The organism is Lactobacillus sp. XV31L, from assembly GCF_059900865.1.
On sequence record NZ_JBWXGC010000004.1, the window covers coordinates 105,309 to 128,519 of the forward strand.

The 23,211-nt window shown below is 41.3% G+C and carries 20 protein-coding genes and 1 pseudogene; 2 read left to right on the forward strand and 19 right to left on the reverse strand.

Annotation, left to right across the window (positions count from 1 at the left end; genetic code table 11):
* Nucleotides 1-129: 129 nt before the first annotated feature.
* The 15 genes from AC2JF7_RS03915 to AC2JF7_RS03985 all read right to left on the reverse strand — a co-directional run bounded on the left by AC2JF7_RS03915 (nt 130) and on the right by AC2JF7_RS03985 (nt 18,613).
* Entirely contained in the window at nt 130-1,035 is a 906-nt protein-coding gene (locus AC2JF7_RS03915) for an ATP-binding cassette domain-containing protein (RefSeq protein WP_500727299.1), read from the reverse strand.
* Nucleotides 1,025-2,101: an ABC transporter ATP-binding protein gene (locus AC2JF7_RS03920; RefSeq protein ID WP_500727301.1), complete on the reverse strand. Its 1,077-nt coding sequence runs from the start codon at nt 2,099-2,101 to the stop codon at nt 1,025-1,027. Before AC2JF7_RS03920 ends, AC2JF7_RS03915 begins: the two co-directional genes overlap by 11 nt.
* Before the next feature lie 6 nt (nt 2,102-2,107).
* On the reverse strand, nt 2,108-3,013 hold the full coding sequence (locus AC2JF7_RS03925) for an ABC transporter permease (RefSeq protein WP_500727302.1): 906 nt from the start codon (nt 3,011-3,013) through the stop codon (nt 2,108-2,110).
* A gap of 1 nt (nt 3,014) precedes the next feature.
* Nucleotides 3,015-3,947, reverse strand: a complete 933-nt coding sequence (locus AC2JF7_RS03930; protein ID WP_500727303.1) for an ABC transporter permease — start codon at nt 3,945-3,947, stop codon at nt 3,015-3,017.
* Nucleotides 3,948-4,026: 79 nt separating this feature from the next.
* Nucleotides 4,027-5,649: a peptide ABC transporter substrate-binding protein gene (locus tag AC2JF7_RS03935; RefSeq protein WP_500727305.1), complete on the reverse strand. Its 1,623-nt coding sequence runs from the start codon at nt 5,647-5,649 to the stop codon at nt 4,027-4,029.
* 15 nt (nt 5,650-5,664) lie between these two features.
* Nucleotides 5,665-6,480: a PfkB family carbohydrate kinase gene (locus AC2JF7_RS03940; protein WP_500727306.1), complete on the reverse strand. Its 816-nt coding sequence runs from the start codon at nt 6,478-6,480 to the stop codon at nt 5,665-5,667.
* 12 nt (nt 6,481-6,492) lie between these two features.
* Nucleotides 6,493-7,470 (reverse strand): SIS domain-containing protein, encoded by a 978-nt coding sequence (locus AC2JF7_RS03945; RefSeq protein ID WP_500727308.1) that lies wholly within the window; start codon nt 7,468-7,470, stop codon nt 6,493-6,495.
* A gap of 233 nt (nt 7,471-7,703) precedes the next feature.
* Complete coding sequence (locus AC2JF7_RS03950; RefSeq protein ID WP_500727309.1) at nt 7,704-8,357, reverse strand: amino acid ABC transporter permease; 654 nt, start codon at nt 8,355-8,357, stop codon at nt 7,704-7,706.
* A gap of 16 nt (nt 8,358-8,373) precedes the next feature.
* Nucleotides 8,374-9,012: an amino acid ABC transporter permease gene (locus tag AC2JF7_RS03955; RefSeq protein WP_500727311.1), complete on the reverse strand. Its 639-nt coding sequence runs from the start codon at nt 9,010-9,012 to the stop codon at nt 8,374-8,376.
* Complete coding sequence (locus tag AC2JF7_RS03960; RefSeq protein ID WP_500727312.1) at nt 9,009-9,824, reverse strand: glutamate ABC transporter substrate-binding protein; 816 nt, start codon at nt 9,822-9,824, stop codon at nt 9,009-9,011. Before AC2JF7_RS03960 ends, AC2JF7_RS03955 begins: the two co-directional genes overlap by 4 nt.
* 11 nt (nt 9,825-9,835) lie before the next feature.
* The gene (locus AC2JF7_RS03965) at nt 9,836-10,573 is read right to left on the reverse strand and encodes an amino acid ABC transporter ATP-binding protein (RefSeq protein WP_500727314.1); all 738 of its coding nucleotides are present in this window, start codon (nt 10,571-10,573) and stop codon (nt 9,836-9,838) included.
* Between the two features lie 225 nt (nt 10,574-10,798).
* Nucleotides 10,799-13,468, reverse strand: coding sequence for a calcium-translocating P-type ATPase, PMCA-type (locus AC2JF7_RS03970; RefSeq protein ID WP_500727316.1), 2,670 nt, complete (start codon nt 13,466-13,468; stop codon nt 10,799-10,801).
* A gap of 176 nt (nt 13,469-13,644) precedes the next feature.
* Nucleotides 13,645-14,817, reverse strand: a complete 1,173-nt coding sequence (locus AC2JF7_RS03975) for a nucleoside transporter C-terminal domain-containing protein (protein ID WP_500727317.1) — start codon at nt 14,815-14,817, stop codon at nt 13,645-13,647.
* Between the two features lie 10 nt (nt 14,818-14,827).
* On the reverse strand, nt 14,828-16,021 hold the full coding sequence (locus tag AC2JF7_RS03980; protein WP_500727319.1) for a metallophosphoesterase: 1,194 nt from the start codon (nt 16,019-16,021) through the stop codon (nt 14,828-14,830).
* Nucleotides 16,022-16,213: 192 nt separating this feature from the next.
* Complete coding sequence (locus tag AC2JF7_RS03985) at nt 16,214-18,613, reverse strand: phosphoketolase family protein (RefSeq protein WP_500727321.1); 2,400 nt, start codon at nt 18,611-18,613, stop codon at nt 16,214-16,216.
* Between the two features lie 233 nt (nt 18,614-18,846).
* Here AC2JF7_RS03985 and AC2JF7_RS03990 point away from each other — a divergent pair.
* Both AC2JF7_RS03990 and AC2JF7_RS03995 read left to right on the forward strand, forming a co-directional pair.
* A pseudogene (locus AC2JF7_RS03990) lies at nt 18,847-19,604 on the forward strand (DeoR/GlpR family DNA-binding transcription regulator).
* Between the two features lie 4 nt (nt 19,605-19,608).
* On the forward strand, nt 19,609-19,980 hold the full coding sequence (locus tag AC2JF7_RS03995) for a bacteriocin immunity protein (protein ID WP_500727323.1): 372 nt from the start codon (nt 19,609-19,611) through the stop codon (nt 19,978-19,980).
* 58 nt (nt 19,981-20,038) lie between these two features.
* Here AC2JF7_RS03995 and AC2JF7_RS04000 read toward each other — a convergent pair whose 3' ends face one another.
* The 4 genes from AC2JF7_RS04000 to AC2JF7_RS04015 all read right to left on the reverse strand — a co-directional run bounded on the left by AC2JF7_RS04000 (nt 20,039) and on the right by AC2JF7_RS04015 (nt 23,120).
* Nucleotides 20,039-20,764: a GntR family transcriptional regulator gene (locus tag AC2JF7_RS04000; protein ID WP_500727325.1), complete on the reverse strand. Its 726-nt coding sequence runs from the start codon at nt 20,762-20,764 to the stop codon at nt 20,039-20,041.
* 3 nt (nt 20,765-20,767) lie between these two features.
* A complete protein-coding gene (locus tag AC2JF7_RS04005) occupies nt 20,768-21,697 on the reverse strand; it encodes a nucleoside hydrolase (protein WP_500727327.1) in 930 nt (309 codons plus the stop codon).
* 127 nt (nt 21,698-21,824) lie between these two features.
* Nucleotides 21,825-22,520, reverse strand: a complete 696-nt coding sequence (gene rpiA, locus AC2JF7_RS04010; protein ID WP_500727329.1) for a ribose-5-phosphate isomerase RpiA — start codon at nt 22,518-22,520, stop codon at nt 21,825-21,827.
* A 129-nt stretch (nt 22,521-22,649) separates the two neighbouring features.
* A complete protein-coding gene (locus AC2JF7_RS04015) occupies nt 22,650-23,120 on the reverse strand; it encodes a Dps family protein (protein ID WP_500727331.1) in 471 nt (156 codons plus the stop codon).
* Between the last annotated feature and the right edge of the window lie 91 nt (nt 23,121-23,211).

Genomic DNA, 23,211 nt, shown 5'->3' on the forward strand with positions numbered 1-23,211 from the left:
AGATTAAAAAAGAAATAACAAACAGCAAAGCTGTTTGTTATCGCTTACAAATAAGTTTTTATTTTAAGCAAACTAGCAGGTCGGAGAATGCTAGCCTGCTAGCCCTTATCTTAACAACAATAATTATACCTAGTCAGATGACCAAGAGCCATCAGCTAGAACCGAATGTCCCTGCCCGATGTTTATCATTACTTTATTTTCATATTGCCTCTGCTCCGCCTGATAATCAGAAGAAGCTTTGCTTTGTTCTGCTAACGGGTTAGCTAGAGGGATTGCTGCTAACAAGCTTTTGGTATAAGGATGGACAGGATTGGCAAAGATCTCAGCTGTAGGCCCAGATTCGACAATATGACCACGATGAATCACCCCAAGATCGCTGGAAAGGTGTTTAACCATTGCTAAATCATGTGCAATAAAAAGCATCGCACTGTCAGTTGCTTTTTGAACACGTTGAAGCAAATTAACTACTTGCGCTTGCACTGAAACATCAAGAGCAGAAATTGCTTCATCAGCAATAATTAAACGGGGTTGCATAATCACAACTCGAGCAATTCCCACACGCTGCCTCTGGCCACCGGATAGTTCTTGTGGATATCGATTAGCAAAGGAACTATCTAATCCTATTGTCTTTAGCATTTTCAACACGCGTTGTGATTTTTCTGCTTTAGTCAATTTAGGGTAATGTATATCAAGTCCTAATCCAACAATATCTCCCACCTTCTTACGGGGATTAAGTGAAGACATCGGATCTTGAAAAATCATTTGCATATCTTTACGCAACTTAGCTGTTTGAGCTTTATTCAAATGGTCTGCCAGTTGCTCCCCTTCAAAATTAATCTCACCAGCTGTTGGTTTATACAAACGAATAATGGATCGCCCTATCGTTGTTTTTCCACTACCAGATTCACCTACTAAACCAAAAGTCTCTCCATTGGCAATATTAAATGAAACATCGTCAACTGCTTTAACAACTTTTTTATTTGGAGCTGAAAAGTATTGTTTCAGGTGCCGTACCTCGAGAATATTATTCGTCATCCTGTTCAGCCCCCTTCATTTTTCTAATTCTTCTTTGAAGTATAGCAGGCATCTCTACTTTGGGTGCTCTTTTATCAAGCAACCATGTTGCCGCATAATGGTGATCATTAATTTTGAACAGTGGTGGCTGCTTTTTAAAATCAATTTTTAGTGCATAATTGTTTCTTTCTGCAAAGGCATCACCAATAATTGGTTCCGTAAGATTGGGAATAGTGCCCGCAATTGTAGGTAATTCCTCAACTTCTTCATTAATATCAGGAACAGAAGTAAGCAAGCCCCACGTATATGGATGACGTGGTTCAAAGAAAATATCTGCACTTGTACCTGATTCAACAATTTTACCAGCATACATTACGTTTACATAGTTTGCAATGTTGGCTACAACACCTAAATTATGAGTAATAAAAATAACTGCCAGTTTTCTACTCTTCTGAATCTGTTTAATTAAATTTAGAATCTTGGCCTGGATAGTAACGTCTAGTCCAGTAGTCGGCTCATCACAAATCAACAGGCTGGGATCACCTGCCAGAGCAATCGCAATTACAATTCTCTGTCTCATTCCACCTGAAAGTTGGTGTGGGTATTGGTTTTGAACCACGACAGCATTTTGAATGCCAACTGTTTCAATCAATTCCAAAACTCTTCGCTTCACTTCGACCTTATCCAACTCAGGATTGGAAGCTTTGACTGCTTCAGCTACCTGCTTGATGATTTTCATTGTCGGATCAAGTGAAATCATCGGATCTTGAAAAACCATGGCAATTTCCTTGCCTTTAATTTGACTTTGCAAAATTTTAGGACTGGCCTTTAACAGGTCTATTGTCTTTTCACCATCCATACTTTGATAAGTAAAATCAATTTTGCCTGCTTTGATTATCTGATTAGCCTCATGCTCCCCCATAATCGGTTTCACACTAGCAGATTTACCACAACCTGATTCTCCCACTAGGGCCACAGTTTCACCTTTTCTGACTATATAATCAATACCTCTAACCGCTTGAACGTCGCCGTGTTCAGTGTGATATACAACTTGTAAGTTCTTAACTTCTAAAATTGGATGAGTCATCGTTTCCTAGCTCCCTTCAATCGCATCACGCAAGCCATCAGCAACAAGATTAAAACTTAACATTAGTAAGGCTAAGAATAAAACTGGAAAAATCACCATATAGGGATAAACAATAGCCTGAGTATAGCCATCATTAATCATAGTACCTAATGATGCAAGTGGTGCGGGCACACCTAATCCAATAAATGCCAGAAATGCTTCTAAAAAAATGGCATTTGGAATAGACAACATAAAAGTAGTAATAATCTGACCCCATATATTAGGTAAGATTTGGGAAAAAATAATCTTCAAGTCTGATTCCCCCATTGTTCTGGCTGACAAAACAAACTCTCGCGATTTTAGTTCAAGCACTTGGGCTCTGACAATTCGGCTCATATTAATCCAGCCTACAATCATCATGGCAGTAATAATACTTATCAGTCCTGGACGCATTATTAAAACTAGTAGCGTAACTATAATAATCATTGGAATTGTACTCAGAATTTCTGTAATTCTTTGCATGATAAGGTCTATTTTGCCACCAAAGTATCCTGAAATCAGTCCATAACTTGTGCCAATTACCAAGTCAATCGCCATCGCAACTAGGGCAACCCGTAGTGAGACCGAGGTGCCAGCAGCCACTCTGACGAAGATATCTCTACCCAAGTTGTCAGTGCCAAACCAATGTCCGCTTGTTCCAGGTACTAAGTTAGATTGACTGGGATATGGCGTCGTGGGAGAGAATTGGCTTAAATGAGATGCTAAAATTGCAATTAAAGCAATAACCATGATAACAACAGCACTTACAACGGCACCCTTGTTTCTTAAAAAGCGACGCAACACCAGTTGACCATATGAATAGGATTTACCTGAATAATAATCCACAATTTCATGTTTTTGAGCAAACTCAAAGTCATTATTTTTATTCGCCATCTTATTTCCCCTCATCTAATCTAATGCGCGGATCTATCAAGCCGTAAAAGATATCAACTATTAGCATGACACTAATAAACAAAACAGCATAAAAGAAGGTGATACCTAGAACAACATTGTAGTCATTTGCTTGGATCGCACCGATATACAAGGTTCCAAGTCCCGGAATCGCAAAAGCTTTTTCAATTACCATACTGCCAGCAATCAAATCAATCATTAATGGTGCTAAAACCGTAATAACTGAAATCAAGGTGTTTCTAATGACATGGTGCGTAATTAGTTGCCACTTATTGATCCCTTTTGAATCAGCCAACCGATAATAATCTGAATTCATGATGGTTACTATGTCATTACGTACATACCGTTCAATACTTGCCATGGTGAATGTGCTTAAGGCAATTGTCGGTAAAACACTGGAAATAAAGGGCTGAGTTTGCTGGTAGGTTCCAGGGAAAATCTTTAACTTATATGCAAATAGCAGCGAGACGATCAGAGCCACTACAAAGTTGGGTAAACTTATTCCTAATACTGAAATACTCGTCATTAGGTTATCCCAAATTGTACCCTTTTTGATAGCTGCTAAGATACCCATCAAAAATCCTAGAAGTGATCCTAAAATAGTTGCCTGTATACCAATTTGTAACGAAACCGCAAAGTGCTGCAAAATCATTGTTGTAACTGGTGTATTTACTTGAACAGTATAAGATACACCGAAATCACCACTAAGCATATTCTTTAAATAGTTAAAAAATTGCATTGGAATAGGACCGTCCAGCCCATATTTGTGATTAAGGGCTGCGACTTGTGCGCGTGACATTTTCTCATCATTAAATGGAGACCCAGGCATTGCCTTCTCCATCACAAACAAAATCAAAGTAATTAAAAATAAAGTTATAATAGCAATCAAAATTCTCTTTAAGATATATTTTTTCAAGTTCATCCCTCCTTGCTTTCCATGTAGTCAAACAGGGCTGAGATAATGTCTCAGCCCTGTTATGACTTGGCTCAAATTATCACTTAATTGATGCATACTTGAAGAAGAATGGAACACCGGCAATATGCATTGGCAAATCTTTGATATTTGTCCTCTTCAGAACAGGTGCACCAACCTGGTACAGTGGTGGACAAGCGGCACTATCAATTAAAAGATTGTTGGCCTTCAGCAAAAGCTGGTATCTTTTAGCCTGGTCAGTCGTCTTATCTGACTGTGCCATTAATTGATCAAATTCAGAGTTGGCCCAGTGCCCATAATTACTATCATTCTTAGACTGGTACATACTCAAAATAGCAGTTGGATCAGCATAATCCGGTCCCCAACGAGTTAAAGTGGCGTCATAAGTACCTTTTGTCATTTTATTGAGACGGGTCTTCTTAGCTACTTGTTGCAAATCAATCTTCATCCCTGGAAGGTGTTTTTCAATTTGAGCTTTAATATAGGCAGCTACATTAGCATAAGCAGGATCACTGTCGTCATAAAGTAGTGTAAAAGTTCTAACCTTGGTTGAAGCTTTTGCCTTCTTCCAATACTTTTTGGCTAGATCAGGAGCATAATTTGATAAGTTAGTAGTTGACTCATCGGCGAAATCCTTATTATTAACCGGATTTTTAACCAAGTCCTTCATAACCATTGCATGAGCTGGAGACGAACCATCTTTCAGAATATGGGTAGTTATCTCCCGACGATTAATGCTGTAAGAAATAGCTTTACGCAGATCTTCATTATTCATTCCAGCTTTCTTAAGGTTAAACATGATGTACTGAGTGAAATTACCTACATCATTTTCAAAGCTTTTGTCTTTACGGTACTTAGCAACTAATTGTCCACTCAAATGAACATAATCAGCGCTGCCATTTTCATAAGCAATTGCTGCCTTTTCAGGATCTGTAATAATATCAAGCTTTACTTCTTTAATTTTGACATTTTTAGCGTCCCAATACTTTGGATTCTTAACTAATTGGATAGTATTATCTCCTAATTTCCAATCCTTAAGTTGATAAGGGCCTGAATATATTAGATGACCTGAATCCTGAGCAAATTTCTTACCAGTTTTTTCAAAATATTTCTGGTTAACGGGAGCAAAGTCACTAAAAGCTAATAGCTTATCCATATATGGAACGACATGATCCAGTTCAACTACCAATGTTCTTTTTCCGATCGCCCTTACACCTAATGATTCAACCGACTTTTTACCTGCAACAATATCATTAGCATTTTTTATACCGGCAGCACCGGGCTGGAAGTTAAAAGCCGAAGCAATTTTTGGATCTGACAATCGCCGCCAAGCAAAAACAAAGTCACTTGCCGTAACTGGATCACCATTTGACCACTTGGCATCTTTGCGAATCGTATAGGTCTTGGTTAAGCCGTGGTTGCTCGTCTTAACGTTAGCAGCAAGACCTAACCGCGGCTTGTCATTTGGATCAATGGTATATAACCCTTCATTCACATTTGCTACAACAGTAGATGAAGTGTTTTGATACGCTAAAATTGGGTCTAAAGAATCAACGGTTGCATTCTGAACCACAATAATTTTGTTCTGATTTTTCGTACCAGAATCCGAATTATTTTGACAGCCTGTTTGTAACATACCCAAGCATGCAATTGCAGCTGCTAAAAATTTTTTGCTTTTTTTCATAAATATCCCTCTTTTCTAAAAAGATTTTTGGTGACCGAAACCACCTGATAGCTGGCAAGTATTCGCAGCATTTTTGCTTGCTACTTCTGCAGCTTGAAGTAAATCATGCTGTTCAATATAGGAAACCAGAAAGCCGGCTATAAAACTATCACCTGCTCCCATCGTATCGATAATTTTAACTTTCTGGGGCTTTTGATAACATGAAGTTTTATCGGTTAATAAAAACGCCGGCTTTTCTCCTCTAGTAATTACTACAACCTGGGGGCCAAGGACTAAATACTTTTTCGAGAATGCAATAATCTGATCATCTTTTAAATCTGAACCTGAAAAGAAAGCGAAGTCAACATTGGGTAAGACCTTTTTAAAATATTCTTCATCACGAATATCTGAAAAATCAAAAGAAACTTTAACTTGCTGATGAAGTCGTGGCAAATATTCTTCAATACCCGAATCAATTCCAGCATGTACAACATCAAAATTAGCAATTTTTTTAAAATCAGACGCGGTTAGTATCAAAGAGAACAAGTGTAATGCTGAATTTTTGGGACCAGCATCAAAGGTTCTATCTCCTTCCGCAGTAATAAAAACACGCGGTTGAGCCGTCGGTGCGTATACCTTACGACAATTAACCATTTGAACATTTTCTTCTTTCAATGATTTTTTAATGTGATGGGCTCGATCATCATTACCCAGAATCCCCAAGTAGGCAGAAACTGCTGCACCGGCCTTTTTAGCATTGACAGCAACGTTAGCACAATTTCCGCCTGGAAAGTATAATCTTTCGTTGACGTAGGTGTCTGCTACATTATCACCTATTGCGATTAACTTCATTTTTACTACTTTCTAATAATCTAAGTGCCACATGTAACGCCGTACATCTAGCGAGTGTCCTCTTTCATAAGCAAAACCTTCAGCAAGTTGCCGGAATACGACACCAGAAAGAATTTGTGAATAGTATTCTTGAAAATCTGGATCAATCTCATGCAGATCAAACTCGGCATTATCAATCACGTAAACTTTATTACTATGTTTCTGGGCAAAATTAGAGACACGATGATCCATCTTCCTAGTAACTCCCATACCTTCACAAATAATAAAGGGGACATCAAAGTCAGTAATTTCAAAGGGACCGTGGAAGTATTCTCCAGAGTTAATGTAGCTGCTATTAATCCATTGCATTTCTTGAAGCCAGCAGGCTGAAAATGAATACACTTGACCCGCATTGATACCGGAACCGACTGCATAAATTAGCTTTTCTCGCTTCAATTCACTTGTCCACTTCTTGGTTGTAAGGTCAAACTGCTTTCTAGTTCTTGCCGCAATTTTTTCTAGGTTAGTAAGAGCAGACAAGCCTTTGTCAAATTTTGTGTCACCTGTTACTGCTTTCAACAAGCTAAAGACAAAACCATATAGTATTCCGGTGTTCAAATCAGCTGCATCTGTGCCCTTACCCCAGCTATAGTGCAAAGTATAATCAGAGTTCTTTTCCAAATCAGAATCTTGGGCAAAAGTAATCGCTACTGTCATTGCACCCTTTTCCCGAGCAAACTTAACTGCCTCATTAGTTTCAGGTGTGTTGCCCGAATGAGAACAAGTAACCACTATACTGTGTTTCCCTAGGTCATGTGGGTTACGGGTCGTAAATTCGCGTGCTGGTAAAACTGTTGCAGGAATGTCTGTCTCACGATTAATGATATATTCACCTGGCTGCAAGAAAGCCATCGATCCTCCACAAGCTGCAAAGTAGACGTGGTTAAGCCCTCCTAGTTTCTGGCTAGCCGCAACTGCTTTTTGGATTTCTCGTTGATATTCTTTCTTCATTTGTATTCCTTTCTTTTATATTGTTATATGATGTTATATAACAATATAAATGTAAAACTTTAATATGTCAATTATTTTCTTAAAATATTTTAATAACAATTACAGATAATAAATATTTTCTTAAACAAGCTTGTGAATTGTTATAGATTAATAAGTCAATACTGGGGAAACAAAAAATAAGCTTTCACAAATTGTGAAAACTTATTTAAATATATTATTTGATAATTTAAAGTTTAGCTTAGATGCCTGCCAATCTGGTTGCCAATTATCGACAAGGTAAAACAAACGATGAAGTATAAAACAGCCAGTGCCGCAAACATCGGCAAGATGTAGTTAGCGTTTTGCCCGTATATTACTTGCGCATGCTGCATCATCTCTGGCACTACGATAATCGTGGCTAGCGAGGTGTCCTTAATCAAAGAAACAAATTGGCTGATGATTGTCGGAATCATATTCTTATAGGCCTGGGGTAAAACCACATGCCACAGTGCTTGTCCAAAGGACATGCCGGTTGATCGTGCGCCTTCCATCTGACCATTTGGCACGGACTGGATACCTGAGCGCACTATCTCAGCAATCATGCTTGACTCAAAAACAGTCATCGCAATTATGGCTGCCGGAATTGTTTCTGGACGCAAACCAAAATTAGGCAGACCGAAGTAGGTGAAGAAGATAATCAGGAGCAACGGAACGTTGCGGATGATATCAATCACGAAGCCGACAATTTTGGAGAGGTACTTAATCTTAGAGTACCTGATAATTCCCAGAATTGAACCAAGAATAAAGCTCAAAACAACTGAGATTACCGAAATATAAATCGTCACCCAGAGGCCCATCAATAAAAAGCGGACGTTGAGCCAAGAAAAGGCATTAATCCAATTTTGCATTTTACCGTACCTCCTTCTAGGCTAACTTCTTTTCTAGGTGTTGCATATAATAGCTAAGCGGCAAGGTTACGATCAAGTATAAGATCCCAACTACCAAATAGCTATTAATTGTGTCAAAGGTTGCTGATGCAATTGAGTTGGCTTGATACATCAGGTCAAACCCAGCAACAAAAGCAAGTACTGACGAATTTTTAACCAAGTTAATGAACTGGTTGCCTAGTGGAGGAATCACAATCTTAAATGCCTGCGGCAATATAATGTAGCGCATTGCTTGCCAATAGGTCATGCCATTAGACCGGGCCCCCTCCATCTGACCACCAGAAACAGACTGGATGCCTGAGCGAATTGTTTCCGCAATAAAGGCAGAAGTATACAGCGTCAAGCCAATCGTTCCCGCAGTAAAACCGTTGATCTTAACAACATACAGCGGAATAACCAGGTAAAAGAACATTGTAATTACCAGCAAGGGAATATTCCGCAGAATTTCTACATATGCTCGTCCAATAAAACGTAGCGCCCGGTTGGGAACCACTTCCAAAATTGAAAAAATAGTCCCAATAATTAAACTGAAAAATAATGCAATCACGCTGGACAACACGGTCCAGCCCAGACCAACCAGCAGCTGGTCACTAAATTTAGCAAAGATATTAATCATTGGCGATACAGCTCCTTATACTTAAATCCTGGAACGTCGCCAAACCACTTCTTAATCAGGCGGTTATATTCACCGTTGTGCTGCATCTCAAGAACTGCCTTATCAACAGCCTTAGTAAATGAGGTTTGGCCCTTATTAACTGCTACACCGTAAGGCTCGACCGTAAAGGTTTTGCCGCGAACTTCATAGCCTGGATTTTGCACAGCTAGCCCAAACAAGATACCGTTATCAGTTGTTAACGCATCGCCTTGGCCAGACTTCAGTGCATTCATTGCCTGAGCATAATCTTGAAGCTCGATGACTTTGGCCTTGGGCGCAACCTTTTTGATGTTGTCAACCGAATTGGCCCCAACTACACCGATAACAGTCTTGCCGTTTAAGTCCTTGGTGCTTTTAATTGATGAATTTTTTGGTACTAACAAGGATTGACCTGCATCAAAATAAGATTTTGAAAACGAGATAGTCTTTTTCCGTTCTGGCGTAATAGACATCGTCGCAATTACTGCATCAACATTGCCATTTTTTAGCAATGGAATCCTTGATTGAGAAGTGGTGGTGACAAATTCAGCTCGACCTTTGGGCCCTAAAATATGTTTGGTAATGTGCTTGGCCATATCGACATCAAAGCCCTTTTGCTGGCCATCACGAACGTCGATTAAGCCGAACAGCTTAACATCACCTTTAACTCCCCATGTAATAGTGTTAGCTTGCTTAACATTTTCTAGAACAGACTGCTCTGCTAGGTTCTTGCCGCAGCCAGACAGTAAAAGCAAACACGCAAATAAGGGAAGTAGCCATAATTTCTTTTTCATCACCGGCCTCCTTAGTGCGAGATAATCTTACTCAAAAATTGCTGTGCCCGTTCAGTCTTAGGCTGCTTAAAGAAGCTCTCACTATCATCATCTTCAACAATTTGGCCCTTGTCCATAAAGATTACCCGGTTGGCAACTTCTTTGGCAAAGCCCATTTCGTGCGTCACGATTAGGGATGTCATACCGCTTTCTGCAGTTACCTTTCTGATAACTTGCAAAACATCATCGATCATTTCGGGGTCAAGGGCAGAAGTTGGTTCATCATACAAGATAAGTTTCGGTTGCATTGCCAGCGTTCTGGCAATTGCCACCCGTTGCTTTTGGCCACCCGAAATCTGTGCAGGCATATTGTGCGCCCACTTTTCCAGACCAACCATCTCAAGCAATTCAATCGCCCGTTTCTTGTTTTCTTCTTCGGGAATGTGACTCACGATTCGTGGTGCCAACATGATATTTTCAAGAACATCTTTATTTTTGTATAAATTAAAATGTTGAAATACCATTCCAACGTCACTGCGTAAAATATTCAAATTAGTTTTAGAATCAGAAAGATCATGCCCATTGACAATCAATTGGCCTTCCTGGATTGATTCCAAGCCGTTAACAGTACGAACCAGGGTACTCTTGCCTGAACCAGATGGCCCAATCAAAACCACCGTTTCGCCTTGATCAATCTCTAAATTAATGTCGTGCAGTGCATGAAAATGGCCATAATATTTTTGCACGTCATGGAATTCTATCATCGACATTGTTATCGCCCCTTTCATCTTCATTGCAATTAACTGCAAAGTAGTTGATATCTATTTTACTATACCTGTTAAGATTTTTAAAAGTTAAGCCATTCTTTTAACTAAAAATTATACAAAGAGGGTATTTTTCCCCCCCTCTAATCTTTTTATTATTGTGCTTCATCTATTCACTTGAAAGCAAGTAAAAAAGGTTCATCCCTTAAGATGAACCTCCCATTTAAGAACTTACTTCTGGCCTAAACGGCGCTGGCAGAACTTAACTATTTCTACAATAATAATCATGCAGACACCAGCAGCTAGAACAGTTAACCACTGTGGTCCGTTTAATTCAGTTACATCAAAGAACTTAGTCATAAAGGGCAATTCAACGGCTGCCATCACCAAACCTGATATTACAATCGCCCAATTAAACCACTTGTTGGACAGGGTCCGCCTGGAAAAGATGGACTGGTGAACATACTTAGAGTTGAAAGCGTGAAAGAGCTGGATCAGCCCCAAGGTCAAGAAGGCCATCGTCAATGCATCACCATGCTGCATGCTAGCACTGCCAACATGCGGGCCCAAGTTTAAGCCCAGCTGGTAAGTCGTCAAAACTAAGATGCTTTCCAGAATCCCCTGGTAAATAATTGAACTAGAAACGCCGCCACTGAAAAAGTTAGACTTCTTGCCTCGCGGCAGACGGTTCATTATCCCCTTTTCGACTGGTTCAAGTCCTAGAGCAATTGCTGGCAGTGTGTCAGTTACCAGATTAATCCACAATAATTGAACTGGGGCAAGAATATCCCAGCCCAGCATTGTCATCATAAAGACGGTTAAGACTTCGCCCACATTGCAGCTCATCAGGTACAGGATGGCCTTTTGAATATTGCTGAAAACTTTTCGTCCCTGCTTAACTGCTTCTACAATTGTAACAAAGTTATCGTCAGCCAGGATCATATCACTAGCACCTTTAGATACTTCAGTACCTGTGATTCCCATACCGATGCCAATGTCAGCTTGCTTTAGACTCGGGGCATCATTAACGCCATCACCGGTCATGGCTACAATCTTGCCTTGAGACTGCCAAGCCTTGACAATTCTAACCTTGTGCTCGGGCGAAACGCGAGCATAAACACTAAAGTCGCGCACGTGGTCCTTTAGAAAGTCGTCACTAAATTCATCTAGCTGTGCTCCTGTAACTACTCGTTCGTCTTGGCCTGGCTTTAATATGCCTAGACGCTCGGCAATTGCCTGCGCAGTTACCTGGAAGTCACCCGTTATCATGACTGTCCTGATACCTGCCTGGTGGGCTTCAACAATCGCTTCTTTGGCTTCTGGCCGTTCAGGATCAATCATGCCCACTAAACCAGCAAAGACCAAGTCGCTTTCAACATTATTAGTATCCGGATCATCATATAGACCGTCCGTAGTCTTATAGGCAAGTCCTAGGACACGCAGTGCCTTCTTGGCCATCTTTTGGTTAACAGCTAAAATTTCCTCTTGCTGCTTGGGCGTAATTGCTTTAACTTGGCCATCAACTGCTATTTTGTCAATTCGCTTTAACAATTGGTCCGGTGCACCCTTAACAGCAACAAAGTATCGGCCGTCCATCTGGTTGATTGTGCTCATCATTTTACGGCCCGAATCAAAGGGAACTTCTTGCAGTCGCTGGTGATTTTTGAGCAAATTGTGCACATCAATTTTTTGGTCCAAAGCATACTGAATCAGTGCTGTTTCAGTCGGATCACCCAATAGTTGGTCACTATCATCTAGCTTAGAATCATTCGCCAAGACCATTGCCAACAGGGCCGCGTTGTCTGCCTTAATTGCTTCGTTTGCCTGGTGGACCTTGCCATTATAATAAACCTGTTCCACTGTCATCTTGTTCTGTGTCAACGTTCCAGTCTTATCTGAACAAATAATATCGGTGGCACCTAGCGTTTCAACGGCTGGCAATTTACGTACAATTGACTTTTGGGCTGCCATTACCTGGGTGCCAAGCGCCAAGATGATTGTGACAATAGCGGGTAGCCCTTCTGGAATTGCGGCCACTGCAAGTGAAACAGCAACCAAAAACATGTCAATAGCCAGCTTGTCAGTCGGTTCTGTTCCTTTCTTAGTGAAAAAGCCCACAACAAAGACCACTGCGCAGATTAGCAAAATCATGATTGTCAAGGTCTTGCCCAACTGGTTCAAGTTGCGCTTTAGAGGTGTATCGGTTTCATCCGTGTTGTTAAGCATGGTGGCAATCTTGCCCACTTCAGTGTTCATCCCGGTTTGCACAACAATTCCTTCGCCGCGACCATAAGTAACATTGGTATTGGCAAAGACCATGTTAACCTGATCAGCCAGTGGCACCTTATCTTCTCCAATGACTGTTTCATCCTTGTCAACTGGTACTGATTCACCCGTTAAAGCTGACTCTTCAACTTTTAGACTTCTGGTGATTGCTAAGCGAAGGTCTGCAGGCACCACATCGCCCGCTTCAAGCAGGACAATGTCACCTGGTACCAGTTCGGTACTTGGAATCTCGACCACCTGGCCTTGCCGCCGCACATGGGCGTTTGGTGTCGCCATCTTCTTTAAGGCGTTAATCGCATCTTCTGAGCGAGTTTCTTGAAAAACCCCAAGAACAGCATTGAGGATGACAACAATCATAATAATTGCAGCATCCGTCCATTCACGAGCTACAAAGCCAGACAAGAGGGCCGCAATGATTAAGACAATAATCATAAAGTCCTTGAATTGGGCTAAAAAGCGCTGCCAGATACTGGTTTTCTTGCTTCCAGCTAGACTGTTTGAACCATACTTTTCCTGCAGCTGCTTCACCTGGTCTTGTGTTAATCCACTACTGCTTGATGTTGATAGTTCTTTTTCAACATCCTTGACTGCTTGCTGGTAAAAACTTTGCGCCATATTGACCTCCAAAAATAAAAAAAGAGACTTATGTGCTCAAACACACACAAGTCTCACTAATTAAGATAAGTCCAGAAGTATTCCTTCGGTTGTTGGGCTTATCGCAAGTAATTGCTGTTACTCCCTTGATGAACTTTATTATAAATAAAATCTCCCAAATTAACAAGGGCAAAACTTTAAAATGAATAAAACAGTCCCGCAAGCGCCCCATTGATGATGCTGACGCCTGTTGCAACTAAGAACAAGCGCAAGGCATGGCTGGCAATTGCTTCACCGTGCTCTTCATCCACCATCGTATGCATAATCCCCAAAGTTGTGCCTAAATTAGGGAGGTTGGCAAAGGAAATCAAAAAGACGCTAACGATAGCCTGTGTTTTGACCGGTACCGTGTTCATGTTAATCTGATTAATTGCCACAAAAATATTAGTAAAGGCTTTAGTTGCAAGGACTGTCCCTGCACTGACTGCTGAATGAAGGTCAATTCCCATCAAAAAGGCAATTGGTGCACAGACATACCCGATTAAAGCAGTTAATGTTTTTCCACAAATCGCCTTAAAAATGATGTTTACAAATGTAATCAAGGAGACAAAGCCGATAATTGATATTGAAATGTTGATAGCAAGTCGAAAGCCCAAATTCATGCTGTCAAGCAGACGCGTAATCAAAGACTTCTGATTATTGTCTTTAGTTGATATTTCGTAGTTAACCTGGCTAACATCATATGGAGCCACAATTTTAGCCACGATAATCGAAGTAAAGAGGTTGAGCACCAGGGCCACAATGATATATTCAGACTTGATAATGTGCATGTAGGAGGCCAGCATCGTCACCGTCGTGTTGGATAAAGTATAAATCGACAGAGTAAACAACTGGTTAGAGGACATGCTCTTCATTTGGTCCTTAAAAGGAACAAAGACTCCGTTGCTGACAAAAGGATAGCTCAAGATCGTGAAGGCGTTGATTTCATCAATGTGAAAGAGCTTTTTCAACACTTTGCCAACATATTTGATGATAAAGGGCAGAATCCGCAGATACTGCAAGAGTTCAATTAAGGCACAGATGAAGATTAGTGGCAACAGTACATCCAGAAAGAATTGCGAGGCTGCCGCTGGATTTTTAAGGTCACCAAAAACAAAGTTAACACCCTTGCTGCTTGAGGCACTAATAATATTTAAACTACCAGACAAGCCCTTGATAATCGAATTGCCGATTGAGGTTTTTAAAATCAAGAACAAAATCACTAGTTCGGTTATAAATAAAAACAAAATTGATTTATAGTCGATTTTTTTGCGATCAAAACTTACCCAGTAAAGTAATCCTAGTACTACTGCTATTCCAATTATTCCCATTATTATCTCCTTAACCTCGCTGCTTCAAGTAGTATGAGTACTGATCAACAATATTATCAACAAATTGGTCAGTCAGCCGGTATTCTGGCACCTCATATGAATTAGTCATAATCACAAAGTCTTGGGCTCCTTTGGGATAATCTTCCACTTTGATAGTCCATTCTTGTTTAAGCAGGGCCTGATATTCTGCCTGGGACAGGTGATAAATCCTGACACCGTATGGAATAGTGAAAGAATTAAGCACTGCCTGCCTTGTCTCGCCTTTTAAATTAATAAAAATCCCCATGTGCTTGCGGCCATATTTTGCTTGCAAAAACTCTGCTATATGACTCATGTCCAGCGGTTCTTTCAGCCACTTCTGATAAGCTGCCTCATTGTAAAAGCCACCTGATTGTCCAGGTAAAGTGCTCGTTGCGACTACTTCTTCTTGCCGCTTAACAATTTCTCCTTCTTCATTGAAGTCAAAAGCAAGGTGACCAAAGTGACTGCCCCGGTATCCGCACTGCACCACCAAGGTTTGATTAAGTTGGCCATGGTTAACGCGATGTTGGTGGCCGCAACTAAAGCCATCAATTCCCGGCGTTTGCGAAACTAGTTTGAAAGTTTCATCTTCACCAGTGGCATAATTAATCTCATTATGAGTTGCCAGATCGCGCTCCAGCCCGCCATGGTAGCCAACCAAGACAAGATCAACTTGCCCTTTTAAAGCTGCAACTTGTTTTTGCAGTTCAGGCAAGGCCTCCTTAACAACTACGTCCCGCGTCACGTCAAAATCGCTAATCATTGACATTTTACTAGTCAGCAGACCAATTACCCCAAGCTTAACGCCAGCTATTTCTTTGACAGCATACGGTGGAAAAATCAATTCACCATTTTCTGAAAAGACATTGCAGCAGACATAGTCAGCGTCTAAGTGCTTAACTTGTTCTCTTAAGTAAGCAAGGCCATGATCGAAGTCATGATTGCCTGGCACCATCACATCGAAGCCTACCTTATTGGCATAAGCTACTAAGGGCGAAAGCGGCATTTCATCCGTAAAAAAAGTCGTTAACGGGTTTCCAACAAAAAAATCTCCACTGTCCATTAGCAAGGCATTGGGGAATTTTTGCTTCAAGCCTTGCAGGGCTAATGCTGGTTGCTCGCCCTGGTTGGCAATAAAACCATGAAGGTCCGTTGTGGTTAACACATTGATTTGCTTAGTCATTGTTTTTCCTTTGCTCTAGTGTTACAGATAACTTTAACCAACGCTTTAATTTTATAATAAATCGGTTATAAGCAGCAATAAATTTTCAAAATTAGTCTGGCCCCAAATTGCTTTTAAGCAAGCAAAAAATCCCCTTAGGCTAACTGCGAAAAGGGGATTCTTATTGCTTGCGTCAAGAAAAGTTTTCTATTTTTACCTTAAACCAGTCCATTTCCAACCGGTCACTTCTGGCATATCCTTGCCATTGTCACGGATGTATTGGTGATGCTTGGCTAGCAGGTCATCCATCTGATTGACAAAACCAGCACTCTTGTCAGCAAAACGTGGCACGCTCAAGATAGCATCCTTGGCCAAGTGGAAGCGGTCAAGCTCATTGACCACCCGCATATCAAACGGGGTGGTAATATCGCCTTCTTCTTCATAGCAGTGAATGTGAACATTGCTGCGCTTGCGACCAAACCAGATTGACTCCATCATTGCCTTGTAGCCATGCCAAGCAAAGATCACAGGTACATCACTTGGGAACAACCGGTCAAACTCTTCATCAGAAATTGCTTCTGGATTGTCTTTGGTGTTAATCAGCTTCATCACATCAATTACGTTAATGTAACGAAGCTTGAGGTCTGGGAAGCTTTGATGCAAAAGATCAATCGCAGCCAATGACTCCATTGTCGGCTCTGTCTCCGTTGAGGCAAAGACCAGGTCAGGCTTAGCATTCTGGTCAGTTGAGGCCCAGTCAATGTAGGAAAGCCCATGGTTTGCGATCTTGGTGGCTTCGTCAATAGTGAACCATTGCGGACGCAATTGCTTGGAAGTTACCAGGATGTTGATGCATTCACGATCGCTGAAGGCCTTTTGAGAGACTGCTAACAGCGAATTAGTATCTGCTGGCAGGTATTCGTGAACCAGGTCTGGACGGTTCTTTTCATACATATGAGTCAAGATACCAGGATCTTGGTGAGTATAGCCGTTGTGGTCCTGTTGGAAAACAGTTGAAGTAGCAACGAAGTTAAGAGACGGATAATCCTTGCGCCAGTATTGTTCCTTGGCCTTTCTCAACCACTTCATATGCTGCGTTAGCATTGAATCCACTACCCGACCAAATGCCTCATAAGTAGCAAAGAAGCCATGGCGTCCTGACAAAACATAGCCTTCAAGCCAACCTTCATCTTGGTGTTCAGACAATTGTGAATCAATCAAGCGTCCGCTTGGCGCTAGGTTTTCATCATTAGGCGTGTGAACCGAACTTTCCCATTGCCGTTTTTGTTCATCAATAAACTTAAACAAGCGATTTGACTTAGCCTCATCTGGGCCAAAGCCGCGAAAATTCGTTGGATTCTTTTCAGCAACTTCATTCAGGTACTTGGCCCATTCAGTCATATCTTCTGCTTCCACTGAACCTGGCTGGTCAAACTTGAGCGCAAACTTACGGTAGTCTGGTAAACTGAGCCGCTTTGCATCCTTGCCGCCATTAGTGATTGGATTGACCGCCATCCTAAGTTCACCATCAACGTTATCTTCTTTAACTATTGCAGTTGGGTGTCCTTTTTCGTCAAATAGTTCTTCTGGTCGGTAGGACTTCAGCCAGTTAATGAGCATGTCCTTGTGTTCCATGTCATCTTGATCAACTGGAATTGGAATCTGGTGAGCTCTAAATGAATTTTCAATCGGATTGCCCTCAAGGTCAGCCTTTGGTCCTGTCCAACCCTTAGGCACACGGAAAATGATCATTGGCCAGTGGGGCAAGGTAGCATCATTGTTCTTGCGTGCATTTGCTTGAATCGCCTTGATCTCTTCAATTACGGTGTCCATCAACTGGGCCATTTCTTGATGCACTTGCATGTGGTCCTTGTAGCCTGCAAATTCACCACCCTGGTATGCGGAAATGATGTAAGGATGCCAGCCCATGCCCTCGAAGTACTTGGTTAGTTCTTCATCAGTCATTCTTGAAACAATGGTCGGGTTAGAGATCTTGAAGCCATTAATCTGCAGAATTGGTAAAACGGCACCATCTTTAATCGGATTGATAAACTTGTCACTGAACCAGCTGGTAGCCAGCGGGCCCGTTTCAGCCTCTCCATCCCCTATTTCAACAGCGGCAATAACATCTGGATTATCCAAAATTGCACCAGTACCATGAGATAGAGAATATCCCAATTCGCCGCCTTCATGTAGTGATCCGGGCGTCTCTGGGGCTGCATGCGAAGCCGACCCACCAGGAAAACTGAACCGTTTAAATAACTTGGCCATTCCTTCTTCATCTTGTTGAATTTCTGGATATAGTTCACTGTATGAACCATCAAGGTATGAATTAGAAACCATCACTTGGCCGCCGTGACCAGAACCTTCAATGTAAAACATGTCCAAATTGTACTTGTTAATTACCCGGTTCAAGTGGGCATAAATAAAGTTTTGTGGTGAAATAGTCCCCCAGTGACCAATTGGCTTGGGTTTAACTTCACTGGCTTTGAGTTCATGCTTTAATAATGGATTACCCATCAAGAAGAGCTGTCCAACAGATAGATAGTTGGCGGCACGCCAGTGTGCGTCAACACTTTTTAAAAATTCTTGTGAATCATAATCAATTGCCATTTTAATTCTCCCTTTAATTATTAATTATTTGCTTCGGCTTTAAGACTATTATAACAAGATCTCGATAAAGCTCAACCATTTAGCAAATTGGTACGTTCCACTTCAGAATATATGGCAGATATTCTTTACACTTCAGTGTTTTTATGCTCAAGTACTGATTTAAAATCAAATATGCTGACACAATCATTAATTTATGCAGATCAAAATGTTAAATTAGTTGCAGGAGAGGAAAAATGACACAAGCAGAACAGATACGCCAGATTAAGCAGCTTTTAGAGCAAAAGCACCACTTGGTTACTAGAGAATTAGCTCATTATTTTAACGTTTCATTCGATACTGCTCGCCGTGACGTTTTGCATCTGACCTCAACGGGCCAAGCATTCATGGTGGTTTAATCGCCAACAGGCAAGATGACGTGCCTGGCTTCTTAACTAGAAATCAAATTGCCTCGCCCTTAAAAACAAAGATGGCGCAAATGGCCCAACGCTTTGTTCACCCTAACCAATGTGACTTTATCGGTCCCTCAACTACTCTTAAAAAGTTGTGTGAACTGATTAATGGGGGAGACATGCAGATCGTCACCAATTCAATTGACAATTCCCTTGAATTAATGCGTTCTAGCTTGCCTCAGGTGCGTTTGCTCGGCGGAAAGATTGATAAGGAGCACCGATTTAACTACTCTATTACATCAATAGAAACGCTAAAGCGAATGAGTTTTAATACTGCCTTCATTGGTACTTCCAATGTTAAAAGCGATGGCATTTACCTTACTAAGATGAGTGACTCAGAGTTAATCCGGGTAGCTGCTTCAAGGGCAAGGCAAGTTGTAGTCGTTGCAGAACAGTATAAGTTTGCCAGTCAAAACACTTCTCCATACATGTCAATTCCCTTGAGCCAAATTGACGTCCTCATCACGGATGTTCCTTTGCCCCAAGAGCTCAGGAAAAACTTTGCCGCCAAAACGCAAATTATTCCAGTATTAAAGGAGTGATGTCATGACCAACTTTTTTATTAGTAGTTCGACCCCAAAAAAGAACCAGCTAAATAAAGAAGTGTATCAAGATCTAGACCAGTTTTACCGTAGTTTTTTTGCTAGTATCTATAATGAATTGAATATTGCTAAATATAAGCCTATTCGAGATGCAGTTGGACTTGTGCTACGCAAATTTGAAAAATGCGACCACCCGCTAGATTATGCGGGCAAGTTAGTCATGTATATTCAAGCGCATACGGTGTTGAACCATGTACGTTTGACCGGCCGCCAGCGCAAACTACTGCGTAGGGTGGCGGACAAGACCAAGAAAATCAATTTGAACTTTGTCTACACTGGTCCAATTACAGATGCTAAACAGTTTTTAAATATTTAGACTTGCTCTTTTAATTTAGAATATATCCAAAAAATGGACTCACAAGGAGTCCATTTTTTTATTTATTTAAATTTACAAACGTGTTGAATTTCATGTACTGGTAATGGATTCTCATGGTTGAAACTTCAAACGGCGTTCCATCATCTAAAAAGAAAATCCCTTCCATAACGCCCACTGGTTCAGTTGCTGTTAAATTTAGGCGCTCCTGGTCCTCCTTGCTAGAAGGCTCAACCGTAATATTGAGAAAGGACTTGGTAACCACCTTGTTCTGCGTGTCTTCCAGGTAATTGAATAGCGACTTCTTCAAGTGTTCCGGCTTTAGTTCCGGTACGATCTTAATTGGCAAGTAGCCCGTCTCAATCAAAAATGGATGCTCATCCAACAGTCGCAGGCGGTGAAATTCATAGACAAAGTCGCTGGCATTGAGAAAAAGATCTTGTGCGATTCCTTCTGGTGCCTTAATCACGTTAAAATCAAGCAGCTTAATGCTCGGCGTTTTGCCAGGAATCTTCAAACTATCAGTTAAACCCAGGTTCGAGCCCTCATATCGAAAGAGAGACTGGTTCTTCAAGTAAAGCGGGTTAATAAAGGTGCCACTGCCCCGCTTTTTAAAGACAATACCTTGTTGCGAAAGTTGTTCCATTGCCCGTTTCATTGAAGAACGACTAACCTGGTAGTAGTCTGCCAGACTACGTTCGTCAGGAAGACGCATCCCATCGTACTTATTGTCCAAAATATTTTGCTTAATATCGTGCATCACCGTACGATAAACGAAATCTGCCATTATCTACCTCAACTGATTTGCCTTTTTAATTGCCGTAACAAACCACTTGGCAAAAGTTTCTTGATCAATCTTGACCCCAACCTGGGCGTTAGCAGGTTGACCAAAGAAGTTGTCAAAGTCAATTACTGATGCCCCATAGCTGCTTGGGCTCTTGGTATCGATAGATACGTATGCAGGCTTGAAGGTATACATTTCTGGGTTAAGCAGCATACCAGCAGCCAAAGCATCATATATTTCTCGTCCATCAGTGTCGGTCTTATCTTGCAAGCTAGTCAAAATATGGTAGAGCATGTCACCAGTTGTGCCCAAGTCTTTGAGTTCAAGCAGCGTGTCTTGCGTGACGAAAGCCTGGTGGCCTAACTCAAGTGGTGCAAGCAAGATTTTAATCCCACTTGAAAAAACGATTTGAGCTGCCTCCGGGTCGCCTGCAACATTATATTCGCTGTACGGGCCCCAATTGCCGCGACCAATCGCTCCGCCCATAATCACCAGTTGGTCGATCTTATCCAGGTCTTCTGGAAATTGCCGAAAATATAGTGCAAAGTCAGTTGCAGGACCAATCTGCATTAAAGTTACCTTCTCTGCGCTATTAGTCACAACTTCATGGATTGCATCTGCTGCAAGTCCCGGTTTCAGCAAACTGAGGTCTGGAGCAGGAAATTCATAGCCCGCCAAGCCGCTCTTGCCGTGAACATCAGAAGCATCAATTGCTTCTCGAAGCAAGGGCAGGGCTGCTCCTTTGACAACGGGCACTTGCGTCTTTAAGAAGGCTTCTATTTTCAATGTGTTAGCCAAAGTCTTATTTAGGGGAACATTGCCCCAAGTGGCTGCCAGCAGTTTAACGTCAAGTTGCTGGGCAAACAATGCAATCGTAATTGCAACTACGTCATCAATGCCAGGATCAGTACTAATAATTAGCGGTTTTTTCGTCATGGGATTTCCTCTTTAATAAAGTTTCTAAGACCATCATACCAAATCTGAACCTTACTTGTCTTTTTTTACCACCATAATAGGATATAGTAGCCCGATTCAGCCACTGCGTGCTTGCTTTATCCCAGTATTAGTTTTTACTTCGGTCTTCGATTTCACCGTTAGCGTGAGCAATAATCACCTCATCGCACATATCAAGAAAAAGCCCATGTTCGACAACACCAACCGTATGATCAAGAAAGTCTGCCAACCCCCTTGGCACAGGAATCGGGTCAACATGCAGATCAATAATATAATTACCATAGTGCGTAACAAAGCGTTTGCCACCAGCTTGGCGCCATGCAGGGTTGAGTCCTTCTTCTTGAAAGCGCCGAAAATTCTGTTCACATGAAATCGGTAAGACTTCAACTGGCAAGGCAAAGCCGCCCAAGCGGTCAACTAACTTGGATTCATCAACAATCCACATTACCCGTCGGGAATTGACTGCCACGTTCTTTTCCATAGTTAACGCGCCGCCGCCGCCCTTGATTCCATCAAAGTTGGCAGCAAAACGGTCGGCACCATCAATTGTCAAATCGAGCTGGTCAATTGCAGCTAGGTCATCAACTTCAAATCCCCAAGATTGTAACTGTTCCTTGCTTCTGCTAGACGTTGTAACAATCGCACCTAGCTTTAGCCCCTCTTCTTTTTTGCGCCTGCCTAATTCATCGATTAAGAAGGACACAGTTGAACCCGTGCCGACTCCTAATTTCATTTTTGGCTTAACTAAACTGGCTGCTTTAACTGCAGCCTGTTTTTTTAATTCGTCTTGTTCTTTTTGGTCCATCTATTTGCTCTCTTTTCACTATTTATCCGTAACTTGTAAATTAATTTTATTATAGCAAAAATCAACTTTTAATGAAGCAAGAAAAAAGACAGTGTTGTGCACTGCCTTCAAAAAATATTTTGCTATTCCTTATTCAGGATCAATTTCAGGAGCCTTGTTGATTTCACCTGACATCATCCAGATTCGCTTCTCCACATCAGTGTGGAAACCGGTCAACATGTCATTAGTTGAGTAGTCGCCCTCTTTATCACTGACCTTGATGCCCTTTTCATAGAGTTGGTCCAAGTAATGGTAACCAGCGATGATTTTGCCATAACGCTCATCGATCGTTTCATTCCAGTTTGCCTTTTCATCTTTGATCTTGGTCTTGGCTGCAATTTCACTTAAGGTTGAAACAGGTGAGCCATCCAGAGTAATCAAACGTTCTGACACCTGATCAAGTTGGTCAGCTAATTCATCCATTACCTTGTCTAAATATGGGTGCAACTTTAAAAAGCGGTTGCCGCGCATATACCAGTGATGTTGGTGAACAATCATGTGCATCTGGGTTAGATCTGCAACTAATTGGTTTAATACTTCTTTTGTTTTGGGATATTTCATTTAAATGCCTCCACTAAAATAACTTCTTCACAATTCATCATAGCAGGAAGGCACATGATTTTCCAAGATTTAGATTTTTAAATTCATCACT